The organism is Streptomyces cahuitamycinicus, assembly GCF_002891435.1.
GTDB lineage: Bacteria > Actinomycetota > Actinomycetes > Streptomycetales > Streptomycetaceae > Streptomyces > Streptomyces cahuitamycinicus.
Map to the genome: position 1 here is coordinate 1 of NZ_POUC01000100.1, position 22,107 is coordinate 22,107.

At 71.5% G+C, this 22,107-nt stretch carries 14 protein-coding genes and 4 pseudogenes; 11 read left to right on the forward strand and 7 right to left on the reverse strand.

Annotation, left to right across the window (positions count from 1 at the left end):
- The coding region (locus C1J00_RS48545; protein ID WP_102909768.1) for a LacI family DNA-binding transcriptional regulator at positions 1-983 on the reverse strand (983 nt) is incomplete at its 3' end.
- Positions 984-1,321: 338 nt separating this feature from the next.
- Here C1J00_RS48545 and C1J00_RS16105 point away from each other — a divergent pair.
- The 6 genes and pseudogenes from C1J00_RS16105 to C1J00_RS16130 all read left to right on the forward strand — a co-directional run bounded on the left by C1J00_RS16105 (position 1,322) and on the right by C1J00_RS16130 (position 7,770).
- Positions 1,322-2,473 (forward strand): Gfo/Idh/MocA family protein, encoded by a 1,152-nt coding sequence (locus C1J00_RS16105; protein WP_102909769.1) that lies wholly within the window; start codon positions 1,322-1,324, stop codon positions 2,471-2,473.
- Positions 2,470-3,621, forward strand: coding sequence for a dihydrodipicolinate synthase family protein (locus tag C1J00_RS16110; protein ID WP_102909770.1), 1,152 nt, complete (start codon positions 2,470-2,472; stop codon positions 3,619-3,621). Before C1J00_RS16105 ends, C1J00_RS16110 begins: the two co-directional genes overlap by 4 nt.
- A gap of 44 nt (positions 3,622-3,665) precedes the next feature.
- Complete coding sequence (locus tag C1J00_RS16115) at positions 3,666-4,463, forward strand: sugar phosphate isomerase/epimerase family protein (RefSeq protein WP_102909780.1); 798 nt, start codon at positions 3,666-3,668, stop codon at positions 4,461-4,463.
- 169 nt (positions 4,464-4,632) lie between these two features.
- Positions 4,633-4,968: pseudogene (locus C1J00_RS48245) on the forward strand (hypothetical protein); the annotation flags it as partial.
- A gap of 190 nt (positions 4,969-5,158) precedes the next feature.
- On the forward strand, positions 5,159-6,991 hold the full coding sequence (locus C1J00_RS16125; RefSeq protein ID WP_102909771.1) for a glycoside hydrolase family 3 protein: 1,833 nt from the start codon (positions 5,159-5,161) through the stop codon (positions 6,989-6,991).
- 113 nt (positions 6,992-7,104) lie between these two features.
- Positions 7,105-7,770, forward strand: coding sequence for a hypothetical protein (locus C1J00_RS16130; RefSeq protein WP_102909772.1), 666 nt, complete (start codon positions 7,105-7,107; stop codon positions 7,768-7,770).
- 97 nt (positions 7,771-7,867) lie between these two features.
- Here C1J00_RS16130 and C1J00_RS16135 read toward each other — a convergent pair whose 3' ends face one another.
- The 6 genes and pseudogenes from C1J00_RS16135 to C1J00_RS16160 all read right to left on the reverse strand — a co-directional run bounded on the left by C1J00_RS16135 (position 7,868) and on the right by C1J00_RS16160 (position 15,968).
- Entirely contained in the window at positions 7,868-9,295 is a 1,428-nt protein-coding gene (locus C1J00_RS16135) for a S28 family serine protease (protein ID WP_102909773.1), read from the reverse strand.
- 128 nt (positions 9,296-9,423) lie between these two features.
- Positions 9,424-9,813 (reverse strand): hypothetical protein, encoded by a 390-nt coding sequence (locus tag C1J00_RS16140; protein WP_102909774.1) that lies wholly within the window; start codon positions 9,811-9,813, stop codon positions 9,424-9,426.
- Positions 9,814-9,925: 112 nt separating this feature from the next.
- Positions 9,926-13,657 carry an ABC transporter ATP-binding protein gene (locus C1J00_RS16145; protein WP_102909775.1) on the reverse strand — a complete coding sequence of 1,244 codons (3,732 nt, stop codon included), beginning with the start codon at positions 13,655-13,657 and terminating at the stop codon, positions 9,926-9,928.
- Positions 13,658-14,181: 524 nt separating this feature from the next.
- Positions 14,182-15,033, reverse strand: coding sequence for a serine hydrolase (locus tag C1J00_RS16150; RefSeq protein ID WP_102909776.1), 852 nt, complete (start codon positions 15,031-15,033; stop codon positions 14,182-14,184).
- Positions 15,034-15,144: 111 nt separating this feature from the next.
- Positions 15,145-15,249, reverse strand: a pseudogene (locus C1J00_RS16155) (IS5/IS1182 family transposase); the annotation flags it as partial.
- A gap of 38 nt (positions 15,250-15,287) precedes the next feature.
- On the reverse strand, positions 15,288-15,968 hold the full coding sequence (locus tag C1J00_RS16160) for a haloacid dehalogenase type II (RefSeq protein WP_102909777.1): 681 nt from the start codon (positions 15,966-15,968) through the stop codon (positions 15,288-15,290).
- A 418-nt stretch (positions 15,969-16,386) separates the two neighbouring features.
- Here C1J00_RS16160 and C1J00_RS16165 point away from each other — a divergent pair, with 418 nt between their 5' ends.
- From C1J00_RS16165 to C1J00_RS16190, 5 genes and pseudogenes are all read left to right on the forward strand, one after another.
- Positions 16,387-17,007, forward strand: coding sequence for a DUF7691 family protein (locus tag C1J00_RS16165; RefSeq protein WP_180989567.1), 621 nt, complete (start codon positions 16,387-16,389; stop codon positions 17,005-17,007).
- 186 nt (positions 17,008-17,193) lie between these two features.
- Entirely contained in the window at positions 17,194-17,745 is a 552-nt protein-coding gene (locus tag C1J00_RS16170) for a hypothetical protein (RefSeq protein ID WP_102909778.1), read from the forward strand.
- 285 nt (positions 17,746-18,030) lie between these two features.
- Positions 18,031-18,834, forward strand: a complete 804-nt coding sequence (locus C1J00_RS16175) for an endonuclease I family protein (RefSeq protein WP_500691474.1) — start codon at positions 18,031-18,033, stop codon at positions 18,832-18,834.
- Between the two features lie 386 nt (positions 18,835-19,220).
- Positions 19,221-20,813, forward strand: a pseudogene (locus tag C1J00_RS16185) (putative baseplate assembly protein); the annotation flags it as partial.
- A pseudogene (locus C1J00_RS16190) lies at positions 20,810-22,107 on the forward strand (putative baseplate assembly protein); the annotation flags it as partial. The pseudogenes C1J00_RS16185 and C1J00_RS16190, both read left to right, overlap by 4 nt.

The following is a 22,107-nucleotide window of genomic DNA, read 5'->3' on the forward strand; positions in this document are numbered from 1 at the left end:
TAGGGTTCGTCGGCAGGGTCAGATGTGTATAAGGGACGGGCCCGGGCCCCCGCCTCCGCCAGCGGCAGCCGTACGGTCGTCAGCGACGGCACCGCGTCGATGCTGAACGGCAGATCGTCGAAGCCGGCCACCGACACGTCCTCCGGGATCCGCAGGCCGGAGTCGCGCAGGGCCGCGCACGCCCCCAGGGCTACGGAGTCGTTCGCCGCGACGACCGCCGTCAGCGACGGGTCACGCCGGAGCAGCTCCAGCGTCGCCTCGTATCCGGACCGCCGGTCGTAGCGCCCGAAGACCGTCCACCGGGGGTCCTCCTCGATCCCGTGCGCTGCCAGCGCGGCCCGGTGCCCTTCGAGCCGGTGCCGTGTGGTCGTCCGCTCCTCGGGGCCCGCGATGTAGCCGAGCCGCCGGTGCCCGAGCCCGATCAGGTGCTCGGTCAGTTCCTGCCCACCGCCGCGGTTGTCGAAGGTCAGCGCGATGGCCCCGGCGTCCGGCGCCGGCGGCCGCCCGCAGAGCACGACCCGGGTGCCGGCCTCCACCAGCTTCCGCACCTTGGTTTCCATCGCCGCCTGGTGCGCCGCGTCCTCGATCGCCCCGCCGGTCAGCACCACGGCCGCGGCCCGCTGGCGTTGCAGCAGCGTGAGGTAGGTCAGCTCCCGTTCGGGTGAGCCGCCCGTGTTGCAGACCACCCCTAGTCTCTCCCCGCCCGCACGGCCGCCCGGCCCGCCGATCTCGGCCTGGATCGCGCTCGCCATGATCCCGAAGAACGGGTCGGCGATGTCGTTCACCAGGATCCCGACCAGGTCGGAGGTGGCGGCGGCCAGCGAGCTCGCGGGCCCGTTGAGCACGTAGTCCAGTTCGTCCACGGCCTTCAGCACCCGCTCGCGGGTGGAGGTCGCCACGGGGTAGTTCCCGTTCAGCACGCGCGACACCGTCGCGGGTGAGACCTGTGCGCGGGCCGCCACGTCCGCCAGGGTCACCGTCATCTCGTCGTCCTCCGGTCGCGCATCTCGTCTCGTCTCCGCCCTCGTACACACCCAGACCACTGGCTATGGTTCCGCGCGGATCAGCAGGTCTACGGTCTCTGCCCCGACGAACCCATGGCCAAGGTTCCGAGCAGACCTTAAGCCCCCGACCCCTGGTTGTTCGCCCCCTCGAACAACTCGTCCTGGTCACGGTCTTGTCCGGACCGCGGTTCAGAGGCTAGCTTCTCCGTATATAGAAAGCGCTTGCTGCAACGCTCACCAGTCCACGGGTGGTCCACCGGGCCGTCTGTGACCGATGAGGCGTACGCGGCGCCGCGACCGCGTACGAAGGGAACGACGTGACACGCAAGACGGTGCGAATCGCCATGAACGGCGTGACCGGGCGCATGGGCTACCGCCAGCACCTGGTCCGCTCCATCCTCGCCCTGCGCGAGCAGGGCGGCCTCGACCTCGGCGACGGCACCGTGCTGTGGCCCGAGCCGATCCTGCTCGGCCGCCGGGAGCACGCGCTGAAGGCGCTGGCCGAGAAGCACGGGCTGGAGCACGTCTCGACGGACCTGGACGCGGTCCTCGCCGACGAGACGGTCGACATCTACTTCGACGCCCAGGTCACCTCCGCCCGCGAGGAGGCCCTGAAGAAGGCCATCGCGGCCGGCAAGCACATCTACACCGAGAAGCCCACCGCCACCGGCCTCGACGGCGCCCTGAACCTCGCCCGGCTGGCGAACGAGGCCGGCATCAAGCACGGCGTCGTCCAGGACAAGCTGTTCCTCCCGGGCCTGCTGAAGCTGAAGCGCCTCATCGACGGCGGCTTCTTCGGCCGGATCCTGTCCGTGCGCGGCGAGTTCGGCTACTGGGTCTTCGAGGGCGACTGGCAGACGGCCCAGCGCCCGTCCTGGAACTACCGGTCCGAGGACGGCGGCGGCATCGTCGTCGACATGTTCCCGCACTGGGAGTATGTGCTGCACGAGCTGTTCGGCCGGGTGAAGACCGTCCAGGCTCTCACCGCCACCCACATCCCGCAGCGCTGGGACGAGAACGACAAGCCGTACGACGCGACGGCCGACGACGCCGCGTACGGCGTCTTCGAGCTGGAGGGCGGCGCGATCGCCCAGATCAACTCCTCCTGGGCCGTCCGCGTCAACCGCGACGAGCTGGTGGAGTTCCAGGTCGACGGCACCGAGGGCTCCGCGGTCGCGGGCCTGCGCAACTGCCGCGTGCAGCACCGCAGCGCCACCCCCAAGCCGGTCTGGAACCCGGACATCCCCGCCACGGAGGTCTTCCGCGACCAGTGGCAGGAGGTCCCGGACAACACCGAGTTCGACAACGGCTTCAAGGCCCAGTGGGAGCTCTTCCTGCGGCACGTCTACGCCGACGCCCCCTACCACTGGGACCTGCTGGCCGGTGCCCGCGGTGTCCAGCTCGCCGAGCTGGGCCTGAAGTCCTCGGCCGAGGGCCGCCGTCTCGACGTCCCGGAGATCTCGCTGTGACGATCCGACTCCCGGGCGGCGACGGGGTGCTGCGGACGTACGAGCCGCGCACCGCGCCCCTCGCCGTGACACCCGGCACGCCGTTCACGTCCCGTACGGTCTTCTCGGCGGCGCACGTCGTCGCCGACCCGTTCGCGGACGTCTCCCCCGACTCGCCCGCCGCGGTCGACTGGGACGCCACCCTCGCCTTCCGCCGCCACCTGTGGTCGCACGGGCTGGGCGTCGCCGAGGCCATGGACACCGCCCAGCGCGGCATGGGCCTGGACTGGGCGGGCGCGGCGGAGCTGATCCGCCGGTCGGCGGCCGAGGCCAAGTCGGTCGGCGGCCGTATCGCCTGCGGCGTGGGCACCGACCAGATCGCCTCCGGCTCGCTCGCGGAGGTCCGCGCGGCCTACGAGGAGCAGCTCGCCCTCGTCGAGGAGTCCGGCGCGCAGGCCATCCTGATGGCCTCCCGGGCGCTCGCGGCGGCGGCCTCCGGACCGGAGGACTACCTGGAGGTCTACGGCCACCTGCTGCGCCAGGCCGCCGAGCCGGTGGTCCTGCACTGGCTGGGCCCGATGTTCGACCCCGCCCTGGAGGGCTACTGGGGGTCGGCCGACCTGGACACGGCGACGGACACGTTCCTGGAGGTCATCGCCGCCCACCCGGACAAGGTCGACGGCATCAAGGTCTCCCTGCTGGACGCCCGGCGCGAGATCGACATCCGCCGCCGGCTCCCGAAGGGCGTGCGCTGCTACACGGGCGACGACTTCAACTACCCGGAGCTGATCGCGGGCGACGAGCAGGGCTTCAGCCACGCGCTGCTCGGCATCTTCGACCCGCTGGGCCCGCTGGCGGCGGAGGCGGTCAGGGTCCTGGACAGGGGCGACGTGCGGGGCTTCCGCGATCTGCTGGACCCCACGGTCGGGCTCTCCCGGCATCTCTTCCAGACCCCGACCCGCTTCTACAAGACGGGTGTGGTCTTCCTGGCCTGGCTGGCGGGCCACCAGTCGCACTTCACGATGGTCGGCGGCCTGCAGTCGGCCCGCTCGCTGCCGCACTTCGCGACGGCGTACGAACTGGCCGACGGGCTGGGGCTGTTCCCCGACCCGAAGCTGGCGGAGGAACGGATGAAGACGCTGCTGAGCGTGTACGGGGTGGATCAGTGAGCGGGCCGTCGCAACGGTCGCTGGAGCGCTTCTCCATCAACCAGATGACCGTGAAGCAGCTGTCGCTGCCGGAACTGGCCGACGGCTGCGCGCGGCTGGGCATCCGCAACGTGGGGCTGTGGCGCGAGCCGGTGCAGGCGTTCGGCCTGGAGGCCACGGCCAAGCTGGTCCGGGACGCGGGCCTGACGGTGACGACGTTGTGCCGGGGCGGGTTCCTCACGGCGGTCGACCCGGCGGAGCGGGCAAAGGCCCTGGCCGACAACCGTCGCGCGATCGACGAGGCGGCGGCGCTGGGCACGGACACGCTGGTCCTGGTCTCGGGCGGTCTCCCCGCGGGCTCCAAGGACCTGCACGGCGCCCGCGAGCGCATCGCGGACGCCCTGTCGGAACTCGGCCCCTACGCGGAGCGGCACGGCGTCCGCCTGGCCATCGAGCCGCTCCATCCCATGTACGCCGCGGACCGCTGCGTGGTGTCGACCCTGGCCCAGGCCATGGACCTCGCCGAACGCTTCCCGGCGCACCAGGTCGGCGTCACGGTCGACACGTACCACATCTGGTGGGACGACACCGCCCCCGCGCAGATCGCCCGGGCGGGCGCGGGCGGCCGTATCCACACCTTCCAGCTCGCCGACTGGACGACTCCTCTCCCGGAGGGCGTCCTCACCGGCCGCGGTCAGATCGGCGACGGGTCGATCGACATGCGGGAGTGGCAGGACCACGTGGAGGCGGCCGGCTACACCGGCGCCATCGAGGTGGAGCTGTTCAACGACGTCCTGTGGGCCCGGGACGGCCAGGAGGTCCTGGCCGAGACGGCGCAGAGGTTCACCGAACACACCCGCTGACCCGGCCCCGCACCACGCCCGCTGCCCTGCCCCGCGTATCCGGGGGCGGGGCAGCGGGCGTGTTCGGAGCCGCCCGTGTCCTCCGTGCGGCTCCGACGCACCCACCCCCGGAACTTCGGACGGAAGTCCTCAACAGCGACAGCGTCGTGGTGGCGACCACCTTCCTGGCGCACTCGCGCCGGTGTCCTGGCGCTGCCCGGCGCCCTTCGCCGGGGTCGTGGCGGTGGCGCTCGACCCGGTGCCGGTGCGGGGGCTGTACGCACTGTGGCGGACGGGGGCGGCTGCGCGGCGTCCGGCCCTCGCGGAAACCGTACGGGTGCTCGGTGAGCAGTGGCCGGAAGTGGTGGCCCAACCGCCCCGGCGGCCCCGTGACTCCCCCGCGTACCGACTTGCGGAAATCCGGGCCGAGTCGGGAACCCGGACCGGACCGTCCCCGTCCAATCACCGTCCGCCGGGGAGTCATCACGGTGCGGTGTCGGCCCTCGCCACTGGCTGCGATCGCTGACCACCCTCTCCGCCGTACCGCGGTCGGCGGCACCCGCCGCCATCGGCGCGCCCCCCTCCAACCGCGCCGGTGGCGGCCCCTCGGCGGTTACCGTGCATTCCCTTGACTGGCAGAAACTTCCCGGATATTGGTGACCTCTTGGAAGTTTCCTTCAGCGGATCCGAGCGGATCACCTCCGGAAGGAGCGCACGTGCACGACACCGGCACGGGAAGCACGGGAAACACGGCTCAGCCCTCCAGACGCACCCTCCTCGCCGCCACGGCCGGCGTCACCGCCGCCCTCGCGGCCGCCGGGCCCGCGCGCGCCGCCGCCCCGGACGACAGCCGACTGCGCGCCGTCGTCTCCCGCATGACGCTGCCGGAGAAGGTCGGCCAGCTCTTCGTGATGCGGGTCTACGGCCACTCCGCCACCGCCCCCGACCAGGCCGACATCGACGCCAACCTCAGGGAGATCGGGGTCCGCACGGCCGCCGAGCTGGTCGCGAAGTACCGGGTCGGCGGCATCATCTACTTCGCCTGGGCGCACAACACCCGCGAGCCGCACCAGATCGCCGAGCTGTCCAACGGCATCCAGCGGGCCTCCCTGGAGCTGCCGCGCGGGCTGCCCGTGCTCATCTCCACCGACCAGGAGCACGGGATCGTGGCCCGGGTGGGCGAGCCCGCCACGCTCTTCCCGGGCGCCATGGCCGTGGGCGCCGGCGGGTCGCGGTCCGATGCGCGCACCCTCGGCCGGATCGCGGGCGCCGAGCTGCGGGCGACGGGGATCCGGCAGGACTACTCCCCCGTGGCCGACGTGAACGTCAACCCGGCCAACCCGGTCATCGGCGTACGGTCCTTCGGCGCCGATCCGCGGGCCGTGTCCGCGCTGGTGGCCGCCGAGGTCGCCGGGTACCAGGGATCCGGGGTCGCCGCGACCGCCAAGCACTTCCCCGGGCACGGCGACACCAACGTCGACAGCCACACCGGCTTCCCCACCATCACGCACAGCCGGGAGCTGTGGGAGAGGCTGGACGCCCCGCCGTTCCGGGCGGCGATCGCCGCGGGCATCGGCTCGATCATGACCGCGCACCTGATGGTCCCGGCCCTCGACGACTCCGGCGACCCGGCCACCCTCTCGCACCCCATCCTCACCGGCATCCTGCGCGAACGCCTCGGCTACGACGGGGTCGTGGTCACCGACTCGCTCGGCATGGAGGGCGTACGCACCAAGTACGGCGACGATCGCGTGCCGGTGCTCGCGCTGAAGGCGGGCGTGGACCAGCTCCTCAACCCGCCCGACCTCGACCTCGCCTGGAACGCCGTCCTGACCGCCGTGCGCGATGGCGAGCTCACCGAGGCCCGGCTCGACGAATCGATCCTGCGGGTGCTGCGGCTGAAGTTCCGGCTGGGGCTGTTCCGTTCGCCGTACGTCAGCCAGGCCGGTGTGGACCGGACCGTGGGGACCCGGGCGCATCTGGCGGCGGCCGACCGGATCGCCGAGCGGACGACCACACTGCTCGTCAACGAGGGGCGGCTGCTGCCCCTGTCCCGGCGCCGGTACCCCAGGGTGCTGGTGGTCGGGGCGGATCCGGCATCGCCGTCCGGTACGACGGGGCCGCCGACCGGCGTGCTCGCGGGCGCGCTGAACGAACTGGGCTTCACGGCCACGGCCCTGTCGACCGGCACGGCCCCCTCCGCGGCGACCATCGCGAAGGCGGTCGCGGCGGCACGGGACGCGGACGCGGTGGTGGCCGCCACGTACAACGTCACGGCGAGCAGCGGCCAGAAGGCGCTGGTCCAGCAACTCGTGGCGGCCGGGAGGCCGGTCGTGGCGGTGGCGGTCCGCAACCCGTACGACGTGGCCCAGCTGCCGTCCGCGCCGGCCTGCCTGGCCTCCTACTCCTGGACCGACGTCGAACTGCGGGCCGCCGCACGGGTGATCGCCGGACGGGTGAAACCGCGCGGAAAACTGCCGGTGGCGGTGCGGCGGGCGGATGATCCGGAGCAGGTGCTGTACCCGATCGGCTACGGGCTGTCGTACTAGACGTACGCCACGGACCGGGCGCACCACCCCCAACGTGCGCAAACCGCCCCGTGTGCCTGGCGTGCGCCCGCCACGGCGGGTCACGCTGGGCGAGCACACTCGGGGGGTCGGCGATGCGTGAGAGAAGTTCCGTGGGGGTGGTCTGCGGCCTGATGGCGCTGCTCGGCATGCTGCTGACCGGTTGTCAGAGCCCGTCGGGCGGCGTGGCGGAGGACGGCCGGCTGGGAGATCCCGCGGCCGGCGGCACCGGGAGGGCCGCCACGACGTCACCGGCGCCGACCCGGCCCTCCGGGTACGGAGCGGTGTTCCTCGCGGTCGGCGAGTGCAGTTCGTTCGGCACGACGAGCTTCACCGAGGTGCCGTGCGCCGGTGAGCGGGCGGCGGCCCGGGTGGTGGCGCGGCACCAGGGCACGGTGCGGGACGGCCCGCGCTGCCCGGCGACCACCGACTTCGTCCTGCACATCAGCGAGCAGCGCCCCTCGTCCGACGAGGACGGCGACGGGGCGGTCCCGCAGGGCTACGCCTGCATGCGCAACCTCCAGCCGCCGCACCCCGGTGACCCGGGCGGCGGGGGCGGACCCCGCACGATCGTCGGCGACTGCGTCTACGGCTCCGGCGACGGGCAGGTCCGCGAGACCGCCTGCGACGGCGCGGGCGAGCGGAAGCCGCAGTACAAGGTGGTCCGGGCGGTCACCGAGCGCGCCGACTGCCCCGGCCCGACCGCCCTGTACGTCCGGCTGGGCGGGAAACGGCCGGTGGGGTGCGCCCGGCCGCTGTGAAACGGCCGGGCGCGACAGGGACGTGCCTTCGTGCCCCTGAGTGCCCTGAGAGGCCCTGAGAGCCCCTGAGCGGTGCCCCTGCGGGCAGGGGCGTTCCCTACGGACGCAGCGTCATCTCGCGCTGGGTGTCCCGCTTGTCGAGCTTGGCGTCGAACTTCGCCAGCGGCTTGGCCGCCTGCGGGTCCGCCTGCACCGAGCTGGAGGCGACACCGGCCCAGTCGAGGATGCGGGCGGTGGCCAGGGCCTTCTGCTCGGGCACCAGGCCCGCGACGTTGGCGCCGTGGTTCATGCCGGGGGCGGTCATGACGTAGGAGTCCTTCGCGCCCTTGCCGACGCGGAAGGGCTCAGCGCTCCAGGGGTCGTTCTCGCCGTTGACGAAGAGCATGTGGCGGGCGTTGTGGCGGACCCAGGTGTCCACGTCCCGCATCGCCGACGGCTGGAACCTCATGGGGATGTCCCGGGGGACGAAGTTGCGCGGCGGCTGGTAGCCGTAGCGGATGTACTGCTTCTCGATGTGCGGGAAGCGGATGGTCGGGGCGCCGAGCTGGGTGCCGGCCTGGTAGTAGTACGGCGTGTAGGTCGTCAGGCCCTGGTCGGCGTAGGCGGAGAAGCCGGAGATCGTGTCGACGGACTCCCAGATCTCGTCGTCGGTGGCGTCCTTGGCGTCGGCGGGGATCTGGTCGCAGTCGGACAGTCCGCTGTACTGCCAGAAGCCCCACACGTAGTCGAGGACGGTCGCCTCGTAGGCCTTGTCCAGGCTGCCGATGGTGGTGAAGGTGAGGCCGTTGTCCTGCGCGAAGGCCGCGTACTTCTTCTCCAGCGGCTCACGGCGCACCAGCGCCTCGCGCTGCACGCCGTTCAGCCGGTCACGGCACTCCTCGGTGCCGACGCGGGCGAAGAAGCGGTCGTAGGCCGAGTCCTCCTTGTTCACCACGTCGTTGGGGGCGACATAGGCGACGACGCCGTCCATGTCCCGCGGGTAGAAACGCTCGTAGTAGGTGGCGGTCATGCCGCCCTTGGAGCCGCCCGTGGAGATCCACTTCTTGCCGTAGATGCCCTTCAGGGCCTTGAAGACGCGGTGCTGGTCGCTGGCGGCCTGCCAGATGTCCAGCTTGGACCAGTCCGCCGGGGCGGGCCGGGACGGGGTGAAGAAGCGGTACTCCAGGGAGACCTGGTTGCCGTCCACGATCTGGGTCGGCTCGCTGCGGCGGGGCGTCGTGGAGACGTTGTAGCCGCTGGTGAAGAACACCGTCGGGCGGGAGACCTCCTTGTGCAGCACGGTGATGCGCTGCTGGAACGTGCCCTTGGACGGCTTGCGGTGGTCGACCGGCTGCGTGTAGTTCAGGACGAAGAAGCGGTAGCCGGTGTACGGCTTCTCCTCCACCAGGCTCATGCCCGGTACGGAGAGCAGCCTCTCCTTGATGTCGGTGGTGCCGGCGGCGTCGGCGGCGGTGGCCGCTCCCGCCGTGCCCAGTGTGCCTATGAGCACCGTGAGCGCCAGCAGCCATCTGAGCGCCTTGCGCATGCGCACTCCCCTGTGAGACAGATGTGCGCCGGAAGCTAGCGGACCAACTCACCGGAGCACCAGGGGACATAGGGAAAACCCTGTGCGCGGGGGGTGTCGCCGGGGGGCGTGTCGCGGGGTGCGCGGCGTCAGCAGAGGATCCAGCCGGAGCTGAACTTCCCCCGGCCGACCTGGCCCTTGAGCCAGACGCAGCGGCGCCCGGCGTGCACGGTCACCGGGCCCGCGTGATAGGCGTACTTGCCCTTGTCGACGACCGGCCGGTTTCCGCGCGCCTGCACGCTCACCGACATCTTGCGCTTCACGCCGGGCTTCTTGGTGAGGGTCACGGCGCAGACGTAGCCGCCGCGCTTGTAGACGAGCACGGTCCCGGTGGAGAACGGCAGGCTGCGGACCTTGCGGCCGGGACAGTGCGCGGAGGCGGCCTGCGCCTCCCCCGGGGCGGCGACGGCGAGCAGCCCGGAGGCGGTCAGCACGGCCAGTCCGAGCGCGAGTCGCCGGCGTATCGCTCCACTGTGCACTCTCGTCCTCCCGTACCGCGTCGTCCGCGACCATCGGCGTACGCCTGTACGGACGCATGACGTATGTCGGATGGTTGCACGAGCGTTACGAAAACGCCGTCGGCCGGATCCCTCAGCGGGACGCGCCGACCGGCTCCTCCGGCTCGGCGGCGCCGATGAACGTCCGCCACAGCTCCGCGTACCGGCCACCGCGGGCGAGCAGCTCCTCGTGTGTGCCGTCCTCGGCGACCCGGCCGCGGTCCATGACGACGACCCGGTCGGCGCGGGCGGCGGTGGTGAGGCGGTGGGCGACGACGAGCGTGGTGCGGCGGCCCGCGATCCGGTCGGTGGCCTGGTTGACCTGGGCCTCGGTGGCCAGGTCCAGGGCGGCCGTGGCCTCGTCGAGCAGCAGGACGTCCGGGTCGACCAGCTCGGCGCGGGCCAGCGCGATCAGCTGGCGCTGCCCGGCGGACAGGTTGCGGCCCCGCTCGGCGACCTCGTGGAGGTAGCCGCCCTCCAGCGTGGCGATCATGTCGTGCGCGCCGACCGCGCGGGCCGCCGCTTCCACCTCGGCGTCGGTGGCGTCGGGGCGGCCGTAGGCGATGGCGTCGCGGACGGTGCCCTGGAAGAGGTACGCCTCCTGCGGGACGACTCCGAGACGGTGCCGGTACGAGGCGAGGTCCAGGTCCCGCAGATCGGTGCCGTCGACGGTGACCCGGCCTCCGGTGGGGTCGTAGAAGCGGGCCACGAGCTTGACGAGGGTCGACTTGCCCGCGCCGGTCTCGCCGACGAAGGCGACGGTCTGCCCGGCGGGGATGCGCAGGTCGACCCCGCCCAGAGCCTCTTCGTCGTCGCCGTACGCGAAGCGCACGTCCTCGAAGGCGATGTCGCCGCGCAGCGACTTGACCCGCAACGGTTCGTCGGCGGACTTCGTCGACGTCGGCTCCCGCAGCAGCTCCTGGATGCGGCCGAGTGACACGGTCGCCTGCTGGTAGCCGTCGAAGACCTGGGAGAGCTGCTGCACGGGTGCGAAGAACAGATCGATGTAGAGCAGGTACGCCACCAGCGAGCCGATGGCCAGCGTCCCGTCGTCGACCCGGGCCCCGCCGACGATCAGCACGGCCGCCGCGGCCACCGACGACAGGAACTGCACGAACGGGAAGTACACCGAGATCAGCCACTGGCCCCGGATGCGGGCCGCACGGTAGTCGGCGCTGCGTGCGGCGAACCGCCGCCCGCCGTCCCGCTCGCGCCGGAACGCCTGCACGATCCGCAGCCCGGACACCGACTCCTGGAGGTCGGCGTTGACCACCGACACGCGTTCGCGAGCCAGCTCGTACGCCTTCACGCTCGCACGGCGGAAGAAGAACGTGGCGATGATCAGCGGCGGCAACGTCGCGAAGACGACCAGCGCCAGCTCCACGTCGATCACCAGCAGGGCGACCATGATGCCGAAGAAGGTGACGACCGAGACGAAGGCCGTGACCAGGCCGGTCTGGAGGAACGTCGACAGCGCGTCGACGTCGGTCGTCATCCGGGTCATGATCCGCCCGGTCAGCTCACGCTCGTAGTAGTCGAGCCCGAGGCGCTGGAGCTGGGAGAAGATCTTCAGCCGGAGCGAGTACAGGACCCGCTCGCCGGTCCGCCCGGTCATCCTGATCTCACCGATCTGGGCCGCCCACTGCACCGCGACCGTCAGCAGCCCCAGCAGGGCCGCCGCCCACACGGCGCCGAGCGCGGCCTGCGTGACGCCGGAGTCGATGCCGTGCCGGATCAGCACGGGCAGCAGCAGGCCCATGCCCGCGTCGGTGGCGACCAGGGCGAGGCTGACCAACAGCGGCAGCCCGAAGCCGCGCAGCAGCCGGCGCAGGCCGTAGGACGCCTCGGGCCGGACGGCCTGCGACTCGTCGACGTCCGGGACGTCGGTGGGCGGGGGCAGCGCCTCGACCTGGGCGAGCAACTCGGGCGTGGCGGGGCTCTCGGCGAGGGCGAGGTCCTTGCGCTCGCGGTCGCCGGTCCACAGCCGGGGGGTGACCCCGCGCTCGGCGTCGAACTCGGCGTCGAGCTCGTCCCGTACGGAGGTGTCCTCCGTGGGGCAGGCCGGCTGGGTGTGGCCCGGGGAGACCGCGCCCAGCTCGTCCGGGTCGGTGAGCAGGCGCCGGTACAGGGCGGACCGCTCCTGGAGCTCCTCGTGGGTGCCGATGTCGGCGAGGCGCCCGCCGTCCAGGACGGCGATGCGGTGGGCGAGGTTCAGGGTGGAGCGGCGGTGGGCGATCAGCAGGGTCGTACGGCCCCGCATGACCCCCTTCAGGGCCTCGTGGATCTCGTGCTCCACGCGGGCGTCCACGGCGGAGGTGGCGTCGTCCAGGACCAGCAGGCGCGGGTCGCTGAGGATGGCGCGGGCGAGGGCGACGCGCTGGCGCTGGCCGCCGGAGAGGGTGAGTCCGTGCTCGCCGACGGTGGTGTCGTAGCCCTCGGGGAGTTCCGCGATGAAGCGGTCCGCCTGGGCGGCGCGGGCGGCCTTCTCGATCTCCTCCCGGGTGGCGTCGGGGCGGCCGTAGGCGATGTTGTTGCGGACGGTGTCGGAGAAGAGGAACGAGTCCTCGGGGACGAGGCCGATCGCGGCGCGCAGCGACTCGGTGGTCAGCTCGCGCACGTCGTGGCCCCCGACCAGGACCGCCCCGCGGGTGACGTCGTAGAAGCGCGGCAGGAGGAGGGAGACGGTGGACTTGCCGGAGCCGGAGGAGCCGACGACTGCGAGGGTCTCGCCGGGGCGGATCTCGAAGGACAGTCCGTCGAGGACGTTGCCGGTCGCGCCGGGGGCGTCGTCGTATCCGAAGGAGACGTCGTCGAACTCGACCGTCGCGGGGGCGTCGGCGGGCAGGTCCTTGTGGCCGTCCTCGATCGACGGCTCGGTGTCGATCAGCTCCAGGACGCGCTCGGTGCCGGCGCGGGCCTGCTGGCCGACGGTGAGCACCATCGCGAGCATGCGGACCGGGCCGACCAACTGGGCGAGGTAGGTGGAGAAGGCGACGAACGTGCCGAGCGTGATGTGCCCGCGCACCGCCAGCCAGCCGCCGAGGGCCAGCATCGCGACCTGTCCGAGCGCGGGAACGGCCTGCAGGGCCGGGGTGTAGACCGAGTTCAGGCGGACGGTGCGCAGGCGGCCCGCGAACAGCCTGCGGCCGACCTCCCGGAGCTTGCCGGTCTCCTGCTCCTCCTGCCCGAAGCCCTTCACCACGCGTACGCCGCTGACGGCGCCGTCCACGACACCCGCGACGGCGGCGGCCTGGGCCTGGGCGTACCAAGTGGAGGGGTGCAGCCGGGTGCGGCTGCGCTTGGCGATCCACCAGACGGCGGGCGCCACCGCCAGGGCGACCAGGGTCAGCGGCACGGACAGCCAGGCCATGATCACCAGGGAGATCAGGAAGAGCATGAAGTTCCCGATGGTCATCGGGAGCATGAAGAGCAGGCCCTGGATGAGCTGGAGGTCGCTGGTGGCGCGGCCGACGACCTGGCCGGTGGACAGCTCGTCCTGGCGGCGGCCGTCGAGCCGGGTGATCGTGCCGTACATGTCCGTCCGCAGGTCGTGCTGGACGTCGAGGGCCAGGCGTCCGCCGTAGTACCGGCGGACGTAGGTGAGGACGTAGACGACCAGCGCGGCGGCGACGAGGAGACCGGCCCAGGTGGTCATGTCCCGGGTGTGCTCGCTGATGACGTCGTCGATGATCACCTTGGTGATCAGCGGGACCAGGGCCATGACGGCCATGCCGGCCAGGGAGGAGCCGAGGGCGAGCACGACGTCCTTCGGGTGGCGCCACGCATAGGCCCACAGCCGTCGTGCCCATCCCCGTTTCGGTGTCACACCGGTGCCTTCCAGTCGTCCTGCTCTGCCGGAAGGCACCAACGTCTTCGGGAGCCGATTTCATCCCGCCGTGACGGTTCTCTTTGCGGACGGGTGCGGCACCGCAACGGTTCTCTTCGCGGACGGACGCGGCACCGCACGGTTCCCTTGAGGATGGGCGCGACACCGCAACGGTTCTCTTTGCGGACGGGCGCGGCACCGTCTCGGCTGTCGCGCAGTTCCCGCACCCCTGGGAGAGAGGCCTTGCTCTAACCGGCGAGTAGGGGACGAGGTGCGTGCCGTCGCCGTCCACGACCAGGCCCTCGGAGTCGGGCGCGGCTCCGGTCTCGTCGGGTAGGGGTGCCGGTGACGCCGGGTGGGCGGCGGGGTGAAGGTGGACTGTTCCCGTGAGCCGGCCACACGGACAGCTACTCTGGCCTGCATTGTGGTCTTTTGCCCGGATATGGAAGGCATTCCCCCCTCCCTCGCTCTACACCATCCTCGCCGTCGTCAGGAGGTTCCTGGATCTTCTCGGCTAGGACCTGTCAACTCGCCTTCAGATCCTTGTGGATGACCTTGGCCACGGCCTGGATGGTGGCGATCCCGTAGTTCATCGTGCTGTTGCCGTGGGACAGCACGGTCATCACGTAGTCGTGGCCACCACCCTTGAACGCGCCGACGCTGTGCACGCGCCAGCCGTTCGAGGAGCGCTGCAGCCAGCCGTTCTTGACGGCCACGGTGACGCCTGAGGGCACTCCGTACGGGGTGCCCCAGCGCTGGGACGAGACGACCTGGCCCATCAGCTTCAGGATGTAGGACCGGGAGTTGTCGCTGAGGACCGCGTTCTTGGCGGTGAGGAGCTTCAGCAGCTTCTGCTCGTCGGTGACGGTGATCTGCGTCAGACCCCAGTAGCCGTTCGCACCGGGCTTGGTCTGCGTCATGCCCGCGGCCTTGAGGAAGTTCTTGATCTTCGTCATGCCGAGCTGCTTCCACAGGGTGGAGGTCGCCGCGTTGTCCGACTTGGTGATCATCGCCTTGGCGAGGGTGCTCTCGCGGTCGGTGAGGTACCGGTTCGTCTTCTTGGCGTCCCACAACAGCGTGGCGAGGACGGTCACCTTGACGACGCTGGCCGAGTCGTAGGCGGAACTCGCGCGCAGCGTGCAGGTCGTCTTGGTGCTGCGGTCGTAGAGGCCGACGGCCACCGTGCCCTTGCGGGTGGCGAGCGCGGCGGTGATGTCCTTCTTCAACTTGGCGGCGAGCCCGGCCTTGGCGGACGTGCAGGTCACGGCCGGAGCGGCGGCGGAGGCGGGCGTGGCGGCGGCGACGAGCGGCACGAGGACGCCCGTACCCACGGCCGCCGCCAGCACTCTCGCGCGGCGGGATATCCCAGAAGTCATGCACCTCATGACTCCAGGGCGGAGGCGAATGGTTGTAGGTATGACGAAGACTTGTGCGAGTCGTTACCGGACGACGGCAACGACTCCGAACCCTCTTCGCGGTCCGGCCAGTCGGGCGGGGCGGTGGCCGACTTGGCCGGACGGCTGTGGGATGACCGCACGGATGCCCCGGCGCCGCAGGTGGGCGCGGATGGCGCGTGAGCCCCACAGGGGGTCTTTCGGGGCTGCCCGCGCGGGAAGGTGTGCGCGGCGAGTCAGATGCCGAGCATCTGGTTGAGCTCGTCGAGGGACTTGACCGTCACGTAGTCGTAGCCGTGGGTCACCGGGTCGTAGCCGCGGTCCAGCAGGACCAGGTTGCGGAAGCCCATGTCGTGCATCGACTGGTGGTCGTACCGGGTGTGCGAGGCGACGTGCACGAAATCCTCGGGGGACGCGTCGAGCTTCTCGAGCATGTACTCGAACGCCGCGTAGCGGGGCTTGTAGTAGCCGGCCTGCTCAGCGGTGAGGACCGCGTGGAACTCCGCGCCGAGCTTCGGCACGCTCTCCGCGAGGAAGGAGTCGTCGGCGTTGGAGAGAATGACCAGCTTGTAGTGCTCGGCCATCTTCCTCAGCGGCTCCACCACGTCAGGGTGGGGCCCCCAGCTGCGGACGCCGTCGGCGAACCGCTGGCCCGCGTCCGGCGCCGCCTTCACGCCCCACTTGCGGCAGACCCGCTCGAAGGAGTCCCGCAGCACCTGCTCGTAGGGGTAGTACTCGCCGCGGACCTGGTCGTAGCGGTAGCCGCGGAACTCCCGTACGAACTGGTCGAACTGCTCGGCTGGGATCTGGTCGCCGACGAGTTCACGCGTGATGGGGGTGATCGGATATTCGATGAGCGTGCCGTAGCAGTCGAACGAGACGTACTTCGGGCGGAACTGAAACGAGGGAATGGGCATGAGGATGCTCCTGTCCTGCTTCGGGAAACCGGTTACGGCCGGCGCGGGCCTTTCGGTAAGCAGCAGGCCCGGCACCGTGTGGACCCTTCCGGTTCGGGTCTCACCTGAATGACATTCATTTTCAATTCGGGAAACCGGCAGGTCAACCCACACTGTGTTCCACCTTGGGGCCTCCTCGAGACGGTTTGTCACTGCGGGCGTCTCTGGACCCGACGCCGGCCGAAGAGACAGAACCCGGTCGGGCCGGTCCGGCCGGTTCGCCGGCTACCGCCTGGACGCGTCCGACGTCTCCGACGTCGGCTGCCCCGGCCCCACCGCACATCACCGCTGGGCCCCCGACCTCCTCGGTCCGGGGCCGCTCCCGCGTCCCCGATCATGGACACCGGTGTCCGGCGATCGGGTGAAGGGGAGCACAACGGTGGGCTACTGCCTGGAGATGAGCACCGGCGACATGAGAACGGTGGTGCGGCTGCTCACGGCGGTGGAGCGGACCGAGCAGCAGGAGCGCACCCTGACCCGGGTGCGCACGGAGTGCGAGCGGACCGACGCCCGCTTCCAGGAGCAGGGCATCGACCTCGACGTCTCCATCAGCCGGGCCCTGGAAGAGCTGATCGACGGCACCTGGAGCACCGACCTCTGCCCCGCCTACAGCTACGCCTTCTACCAGGTCGTCGCGGCGCACTTCTCCGACCCCACCGACCTCGGCGCCTGGCGCCGCCCGGCGTGGTTCTACGCCATGGACGACGAACTGGCCCGGCACGGCGTACCGTCCGACCTGCTCCCGGGCACGTTCCTGTTCAGCGGTCCGCCGCTGCGGCTGCCCCACCCCGGTGACGCGGTACCCGCGATCGGCACCCTGCCGGCCCAGCGGGCCTCCGCTCTGGCCGATGCCTACGGGTCGGTACTCGGCCGCCTGGATCCCGAATTCCGCGACGCCGCCCGCCGGTTCGCCGAGGTCATGCGGTTCGAGGCGGAGGAGTGGGAGGGCGCCCGGAAGCTCGGGACGAATCCGGACACGCTGCTCTTCTGGTTCCACTGACCTCCGCCGGCCCCTGCCGGAACTCTTGACGCCGTCTTTCCCGCCGGGATACTTGCGGTCGACAGCGCCAACTGCCGTGTCGTTCAAGGGCTTTTTGAGACGGCGAGGGCGCTTGTCCGAGATCCCGAACGTCGTGCGAAGTTTCGCAAGCTTCGTGTCGACCACCCCCCACCGGAGGATCCGCACATGAGCCCACGCAAGGCACTCATAGCCGCCCTGACCGCCGCCCTGCTGGCCGGTCCCGGAGTCGCCCAGGCCACCATCACCTGGTCCCTCGCCCGCGCGAGCAACCCCACCGCGGACCAGCGCTCGGCCTACGACCTCATCACCAAGGCCATGAACGCGGCCGTGGCCCGCTACAACAACCTCAGCGACCTGGGCAAGACCATCACGGTCCGCTACGAGCCGGGCGTCCCCACCGCCGACGGCAGCATGAACGGCACCATCCGCTTCGGCAGCAACCGCAGCTACATGAACGAGCGGACGGCCCTGCACGAGATCGCCCACACCATCGGCGTGGGACTGAGCGGGGGCTGGTCCCGCCTCGGCGGCAGCGGCACCTGGACCGGCGCCCAGGCCACCGCGCTCGTCAGGCAGTACGACGGCTCCGGTGCCAAGATCTCCACCGGCGGCGGCCACTTCTGGCCCTACGGCCTGAACTTCGACAACGAGTGGTCGGGCACGGCGGCCGACCGCCACGTCCACATCGTCGCCGCGATGGTCCGCGACGGCCTGTAGGAGGCCTCGCAGGGCCGGCCGCCGCTCATCCCGGGCATCCCCCAGATGCCGTCGGCCCGAACATCCGCTGCACGGCCGGGAGCAGGACCACCGAGGGCCCGCGCGCCTGAAGCGCCTTCGCGAGGTCCTGCTCCCCGTTCTGTACGTCAACTCGCGTAGACACGACCGACTTGCCGGTTTCCGTCACCTGATCGCCACGTCACATTCATTTACACGACCGCATGTCCATGTCACTCTCCCGATTGCCGCCTCCAATCAACCCGCGTAGATGGGACCCCCCACATGCTGGCGACAACACGGATACGACGATGTAAGCCGGTGGCACTGGCCATCGCCGCCGCCCTGGCCGGACTCACCGCGGCCACTCTGACCGCTCCCCCGGCCGCGGCCACGACGACCGCCTACGACACGACGTACTACAGGGACGCGGTCGGCAAGACGGGCACCAGCCTCAAGTCCTCCCTGCACACCATCATCAGCAGCCAGACGAAGCTCTCGTACTCCGCGGTCTGGAACGCCCTCAAGGCCACCGACCAGGACCCGAACAACAGCAACAACGTGATCCTGCTGTACAGCGGTGAATCGCGCAGCAAGTCCCTCAACGGCGGTGACACCGGCGACTGGAACCGCGAGCACGTGTGGGCCAAGTCCCACGGCGACTTCGGCGAGGCGACCGGTCCCGGCACCGACCTGCACCACCTGCGCCCGTCGGACGTCCGGGTCAACAGCATCCGCGGCAATCTGGACTTCGACAACGGCGGCAGCGCGGTCACGAACGGCGGCGGCAGCCTCGTCGACTCCGACTCCTTCCAGCCGCGCGCCGCGGACAGGGGCGACGTGGCCCGCATGATCCTCTACATGGCCGTCCGCTACGAGGGCGACGACGGCTTCGCCGACCTGGAGCCCAACGAGAGGGTCGGCAACGGCAGCAACCCGCACATCGGCAAGCTCTCCGTCCTCAAGGCATGGAACGAGGCGGACCCGCCGAGCGCCTTCGAGGAGAAGCGCAACCAGGCCATCTACGACACGTACCAGCACAACCGCAACCCGTTCATCGACCACCCGGAGTGGGTCGAGGCGATCTGGTAGCGACTGCTGTGACTGAACTCCCTTCCGTGAAGGGGGTTCAGCCCGCTTATCCGAACGCAGGGGGCGGGGTGAGAGGGAAGAGAGCCAGGCGCGGGACATGACTGAGCGCGCGGACGTACGAGGCTTTGTGCCGGTACGTCCGCACGCTCAGCGGCGGAGTGGGTGGGTCAGGCGCCGGGACTCCCTCCCGATGCGGCTCCGGAAGGCTCGTCACCGTGGGGCACGGCGAGGCGCGCTCCCCTGCTGCGGGCGATGCGGTGCACGTCGTGAAGCGCCTCCGCCAAGCAGCCCGCCAGATACCGGAGTTGGGGCACTGTGGCCTTGCCATCGCCCAGGAGATCGACCGCGTGACCGAGAAGGTCGTCGGCCATGCCGAGCAGGACGGCTTCGACGTCGTCGGCGAGGCCGCGACCAACCGCGCCGGCCTCGGCCTGGAAAGCGCCGGCCAGCGGCACGAACAGGTCGTGCCCGGCACCGCGTACGCCCAGGCCGCCGCGCTGCACACCCTGCTCGCCCAGTCGGTCTACCCCGGCATCGCGCCCCGCTTCCGCCCGGTCCTCGGCCGTACGCCCGTCACCCAGGCGGTGCCCTTCCCCGACCCCGGCACCGTCGCGGCCGGGCAGGCCGAGCGGATCGCGGCGATTCCGGGACGGGTGCGGCAGCGGCTCGTCGAGCTGTGGCGCAGCGCCCGCGACCGGGACGGTCTCGGCGAGGAGGAGACCGCCGAACTCGCCGTGATCTACGGCCTGAACGTGCTGGAGCGGTTCGAACTGCGCCGCCACCCGGTCCGCGCCCTGCGTGAACTGCTGTACCGCAGCGATCAGTTGCTCGACACCAAGCTGCGCCGCGTCGAGGTGCTCGCCGCCCGGGCCCGCGCCGGCACGGTCCTCGACGGGCACATCGCCTGGGAGATCGCGCACAGCTGGGGCCCGGCCTACGCCGCCGGACTGCACCCCGAGGAGACGGTGCTGCGCGGCTCGGCGACCGCCGCCCTCGCCCAGGACCCGCGCCGGGCCCTGCCCGCCGTACGCCCGCACGGCGAGGACGAGACCTGGGTGCCGCGCCGCGACCTGCTCGACAGCGGGCCACGTGAGCGGCACTTCGTGGGCGAACTGGAGGACGACGGGCGCCTCGCCCTGCGCTTCGGCGACGGCCGGCACGGAGCGAAGCCCACGCCCGGCTCCCGCCTGGCCCTGCGCTACCGGCTCGGCGGCGGCACCGCCGGCAACGTGGGCGCCGAGGCCATCAACCACCTGGTCGTGCAGGGCGACTGCGAGGCGCCGGTCGCCGTCGTGCGCAACCCGCTGCCCGCCACCGGCGGCACCCAGCCCGAACCCGTCGAGCAGGTACGCCAGCTGGCCCCGCTCGACCTGCGCCGCACCCGGCTGCGCGCGGTCACCGCCGAGGACTACGCAGCCCTCGCCACCGCCCTGCCCGGCGTGCAGCAGGCGGCGGCCCAGATCCGCTGGACCGGCAGCGCCCAGGAGGCACACATCGCGATCGACGCGTACGGCACCGCCGCCCCGTCGCAGGACCTGCTCGACTCGGTCGCCCAGGCCCTGGAGACGTACCGGCGCATCGGCCACGACCTCGTCGTGGGCCCGGCCCGCCCGGTACCGCTCGACATCGCGCTGACCGTGTGCGCCAGGCCGGGGCACCAGCACGGGCAGATCCTGGCCGAGCTGTACCGCGTGCTCGGCAGCGGGCGGCTGCCCGGCGGACGGCTCGGCTTCTTCCACCCCGACGCGCTCACCTTCGGCGAACCGGTCCGGCTCAGCCGCCTGGTCGCCGTCGCCGCGGCCGTGCCCGGAGTGGAGAGCGTCGAGGTCACCCGGCTGCGCCGGCTGTACGGACCGGACCGAGGAGAGAGGGAGGACGGCGTGCTGCGGCTCGGCCCGCTGGAGATCGCCACCTGCGACAACGACCCGGACCGGCCGGAGAACGGCCTGCTGGCGATATCCCTGGGAGGTGCCCGATGACGGACCCGCACCCGGTCACCGCGACCGACGACTGCGGCTGCGGCGGCGCCTGCCGCGGCGGCCACGACGAGCGCCTCGCGCCGAGGCCGCCGCACAACCCGCCCGGCCGCACCGCGCTCGAGTACCGCGTCGGCGAGTACGGCTCCTTCCTGGCCGCCCTGCTCGACCGGCTCGCCTCGCCCGCCTACCCGGCGCTGAACCGCCTCACCGTCCGCACGCCGGACGACCCGGCGATCGGCCTGCTCGACGCCACCGCCGTCCTCGGCGACCTGCTCACCTTCCACTCCGAGCGGATCGCCGACGAGGCCTACATCCGCACCGCCGACGAGCACCGCTCCCTGGTGCTGCTCGGCCGGCTCGTAGGGCATCGCCCGCGTCCCGGCGTCGCCGCCGCCACTCACCTGGCGTACACCCTCGAACGCGACCCGCGCGCCGAGGCCCAGAACGTGCTGATCCCGCGCGGCGCGCGCAGCCACAGCGTCCCCGCGTCCGCCGACGAGGCGTCGCTGACCTTCGAGACCGCCCGGGACCTGACGGCCCGCTGGGACTTCAACGAACTCAAGGTTCGCCGCCGCCGTCCCTCGCTCCTCACCCCGCAGGACCTCGAGAAGCGCTCCGAGCTCTTCGTCGCGGGCACCGCGCTCTCCCTCCAGACCGGCGACCGGTTGCTGTTCGTCTTCGGGGAAGGAGCGGGCGGCGAGCGCAAGCTGCTGCCGGTGGCGAAGACGCGCGTCGACCGGGACGACGACATCACGGCGATCTCCCTGCCGAAGTCGGCGCCGGCGACCCTGAAGGAGGTCCTCGACGAGGTACGGCGCTGGACGGCTCCGCCGCAGCCGGGAGAGCCGGGGGAGGAGCCGCCCACCCCGGAGGTGCCCAACCCGCGGCCGGTCAGCCGGCTGATCGAGGACTTCGAGGACCAGGTCCTCGAACCGCTCCGTGACGACCTCGACGAGGTCAAGACGCCCGAGCGGCTCGCGGCCCGTCTCGCCGAGCCCCTCGCACGGCTGGGTGAGGCGCAGGTGCTGGCTACTCCGTATGAGGATGTGGCGGCGTGGTTCGAGCAGCTTGAAGCGGTGCTTGGGGAACTTGCCGAGCGGGCGCTGGAGTTGGCGCCTGCGCGGACGGATGAGGAGGGTGCGTCGATCGGTGGTCGGCCGTCTGAGGGGCCGTCTGGGCTGGTCGCGCCCACGCGGCGGAGCCGCATATCGACACGGCCCGCGCCCCTGAAGGGCGATTCGCGGGCTGCCGCTTTGGAAGCCCTGGGGGGCGTACTTCCCGCCCTGCGTGCCAC

Excerpts from the sequence above, each read along its gene's own strand:
- C1J00_RS16160 (WP_102909777.1), bottom strand. The coding sequence starts at position 15,968 with ATGCCCATTCCCTCGTTTCAGTTCCGCCCGAAGTACGTCTCGTTCGAC.
- C1J00_RS16170 (WP_102909778.1), top strand. The coding sequence starts at position 17,194 with ATGAGCCCACGCAAGGCACTCATAGCCGCCCTGACCGCCGCCCTGCTG.
- C1J00_RS16115 (WP_102909780.1), top strand. The coding sequence starts at position 3,666 with ATGACCGTGAAGCAGCTGTCGCTGCCGGAACTGGCCGACGGCTGCGCG.
- C1J00_RS16150 (WP_102909776.1), bottom strand. The coding sequence starts at position 15,033 with ATGACTTCTGGGATATCCCGCCGCGCGAGAGTGCTGGCGGCGGCCGTG.
- C1J00_RS16130 (WP_102909772.1), top strand. The coding sequence starts at position 7,105 with ATGCGTGAGAGAAGTTCCGTGGGGGTGGTCTGCGGCCTGATGGCGCTG.
- C1J00_RS16135 (WP_102909773.1), bottom strand. The coding sequence starts at position 9,295 with ATGCGCAAGGCGCTCAGATGGCTGCTGGCGCTCACGGTGCTCATAGGC.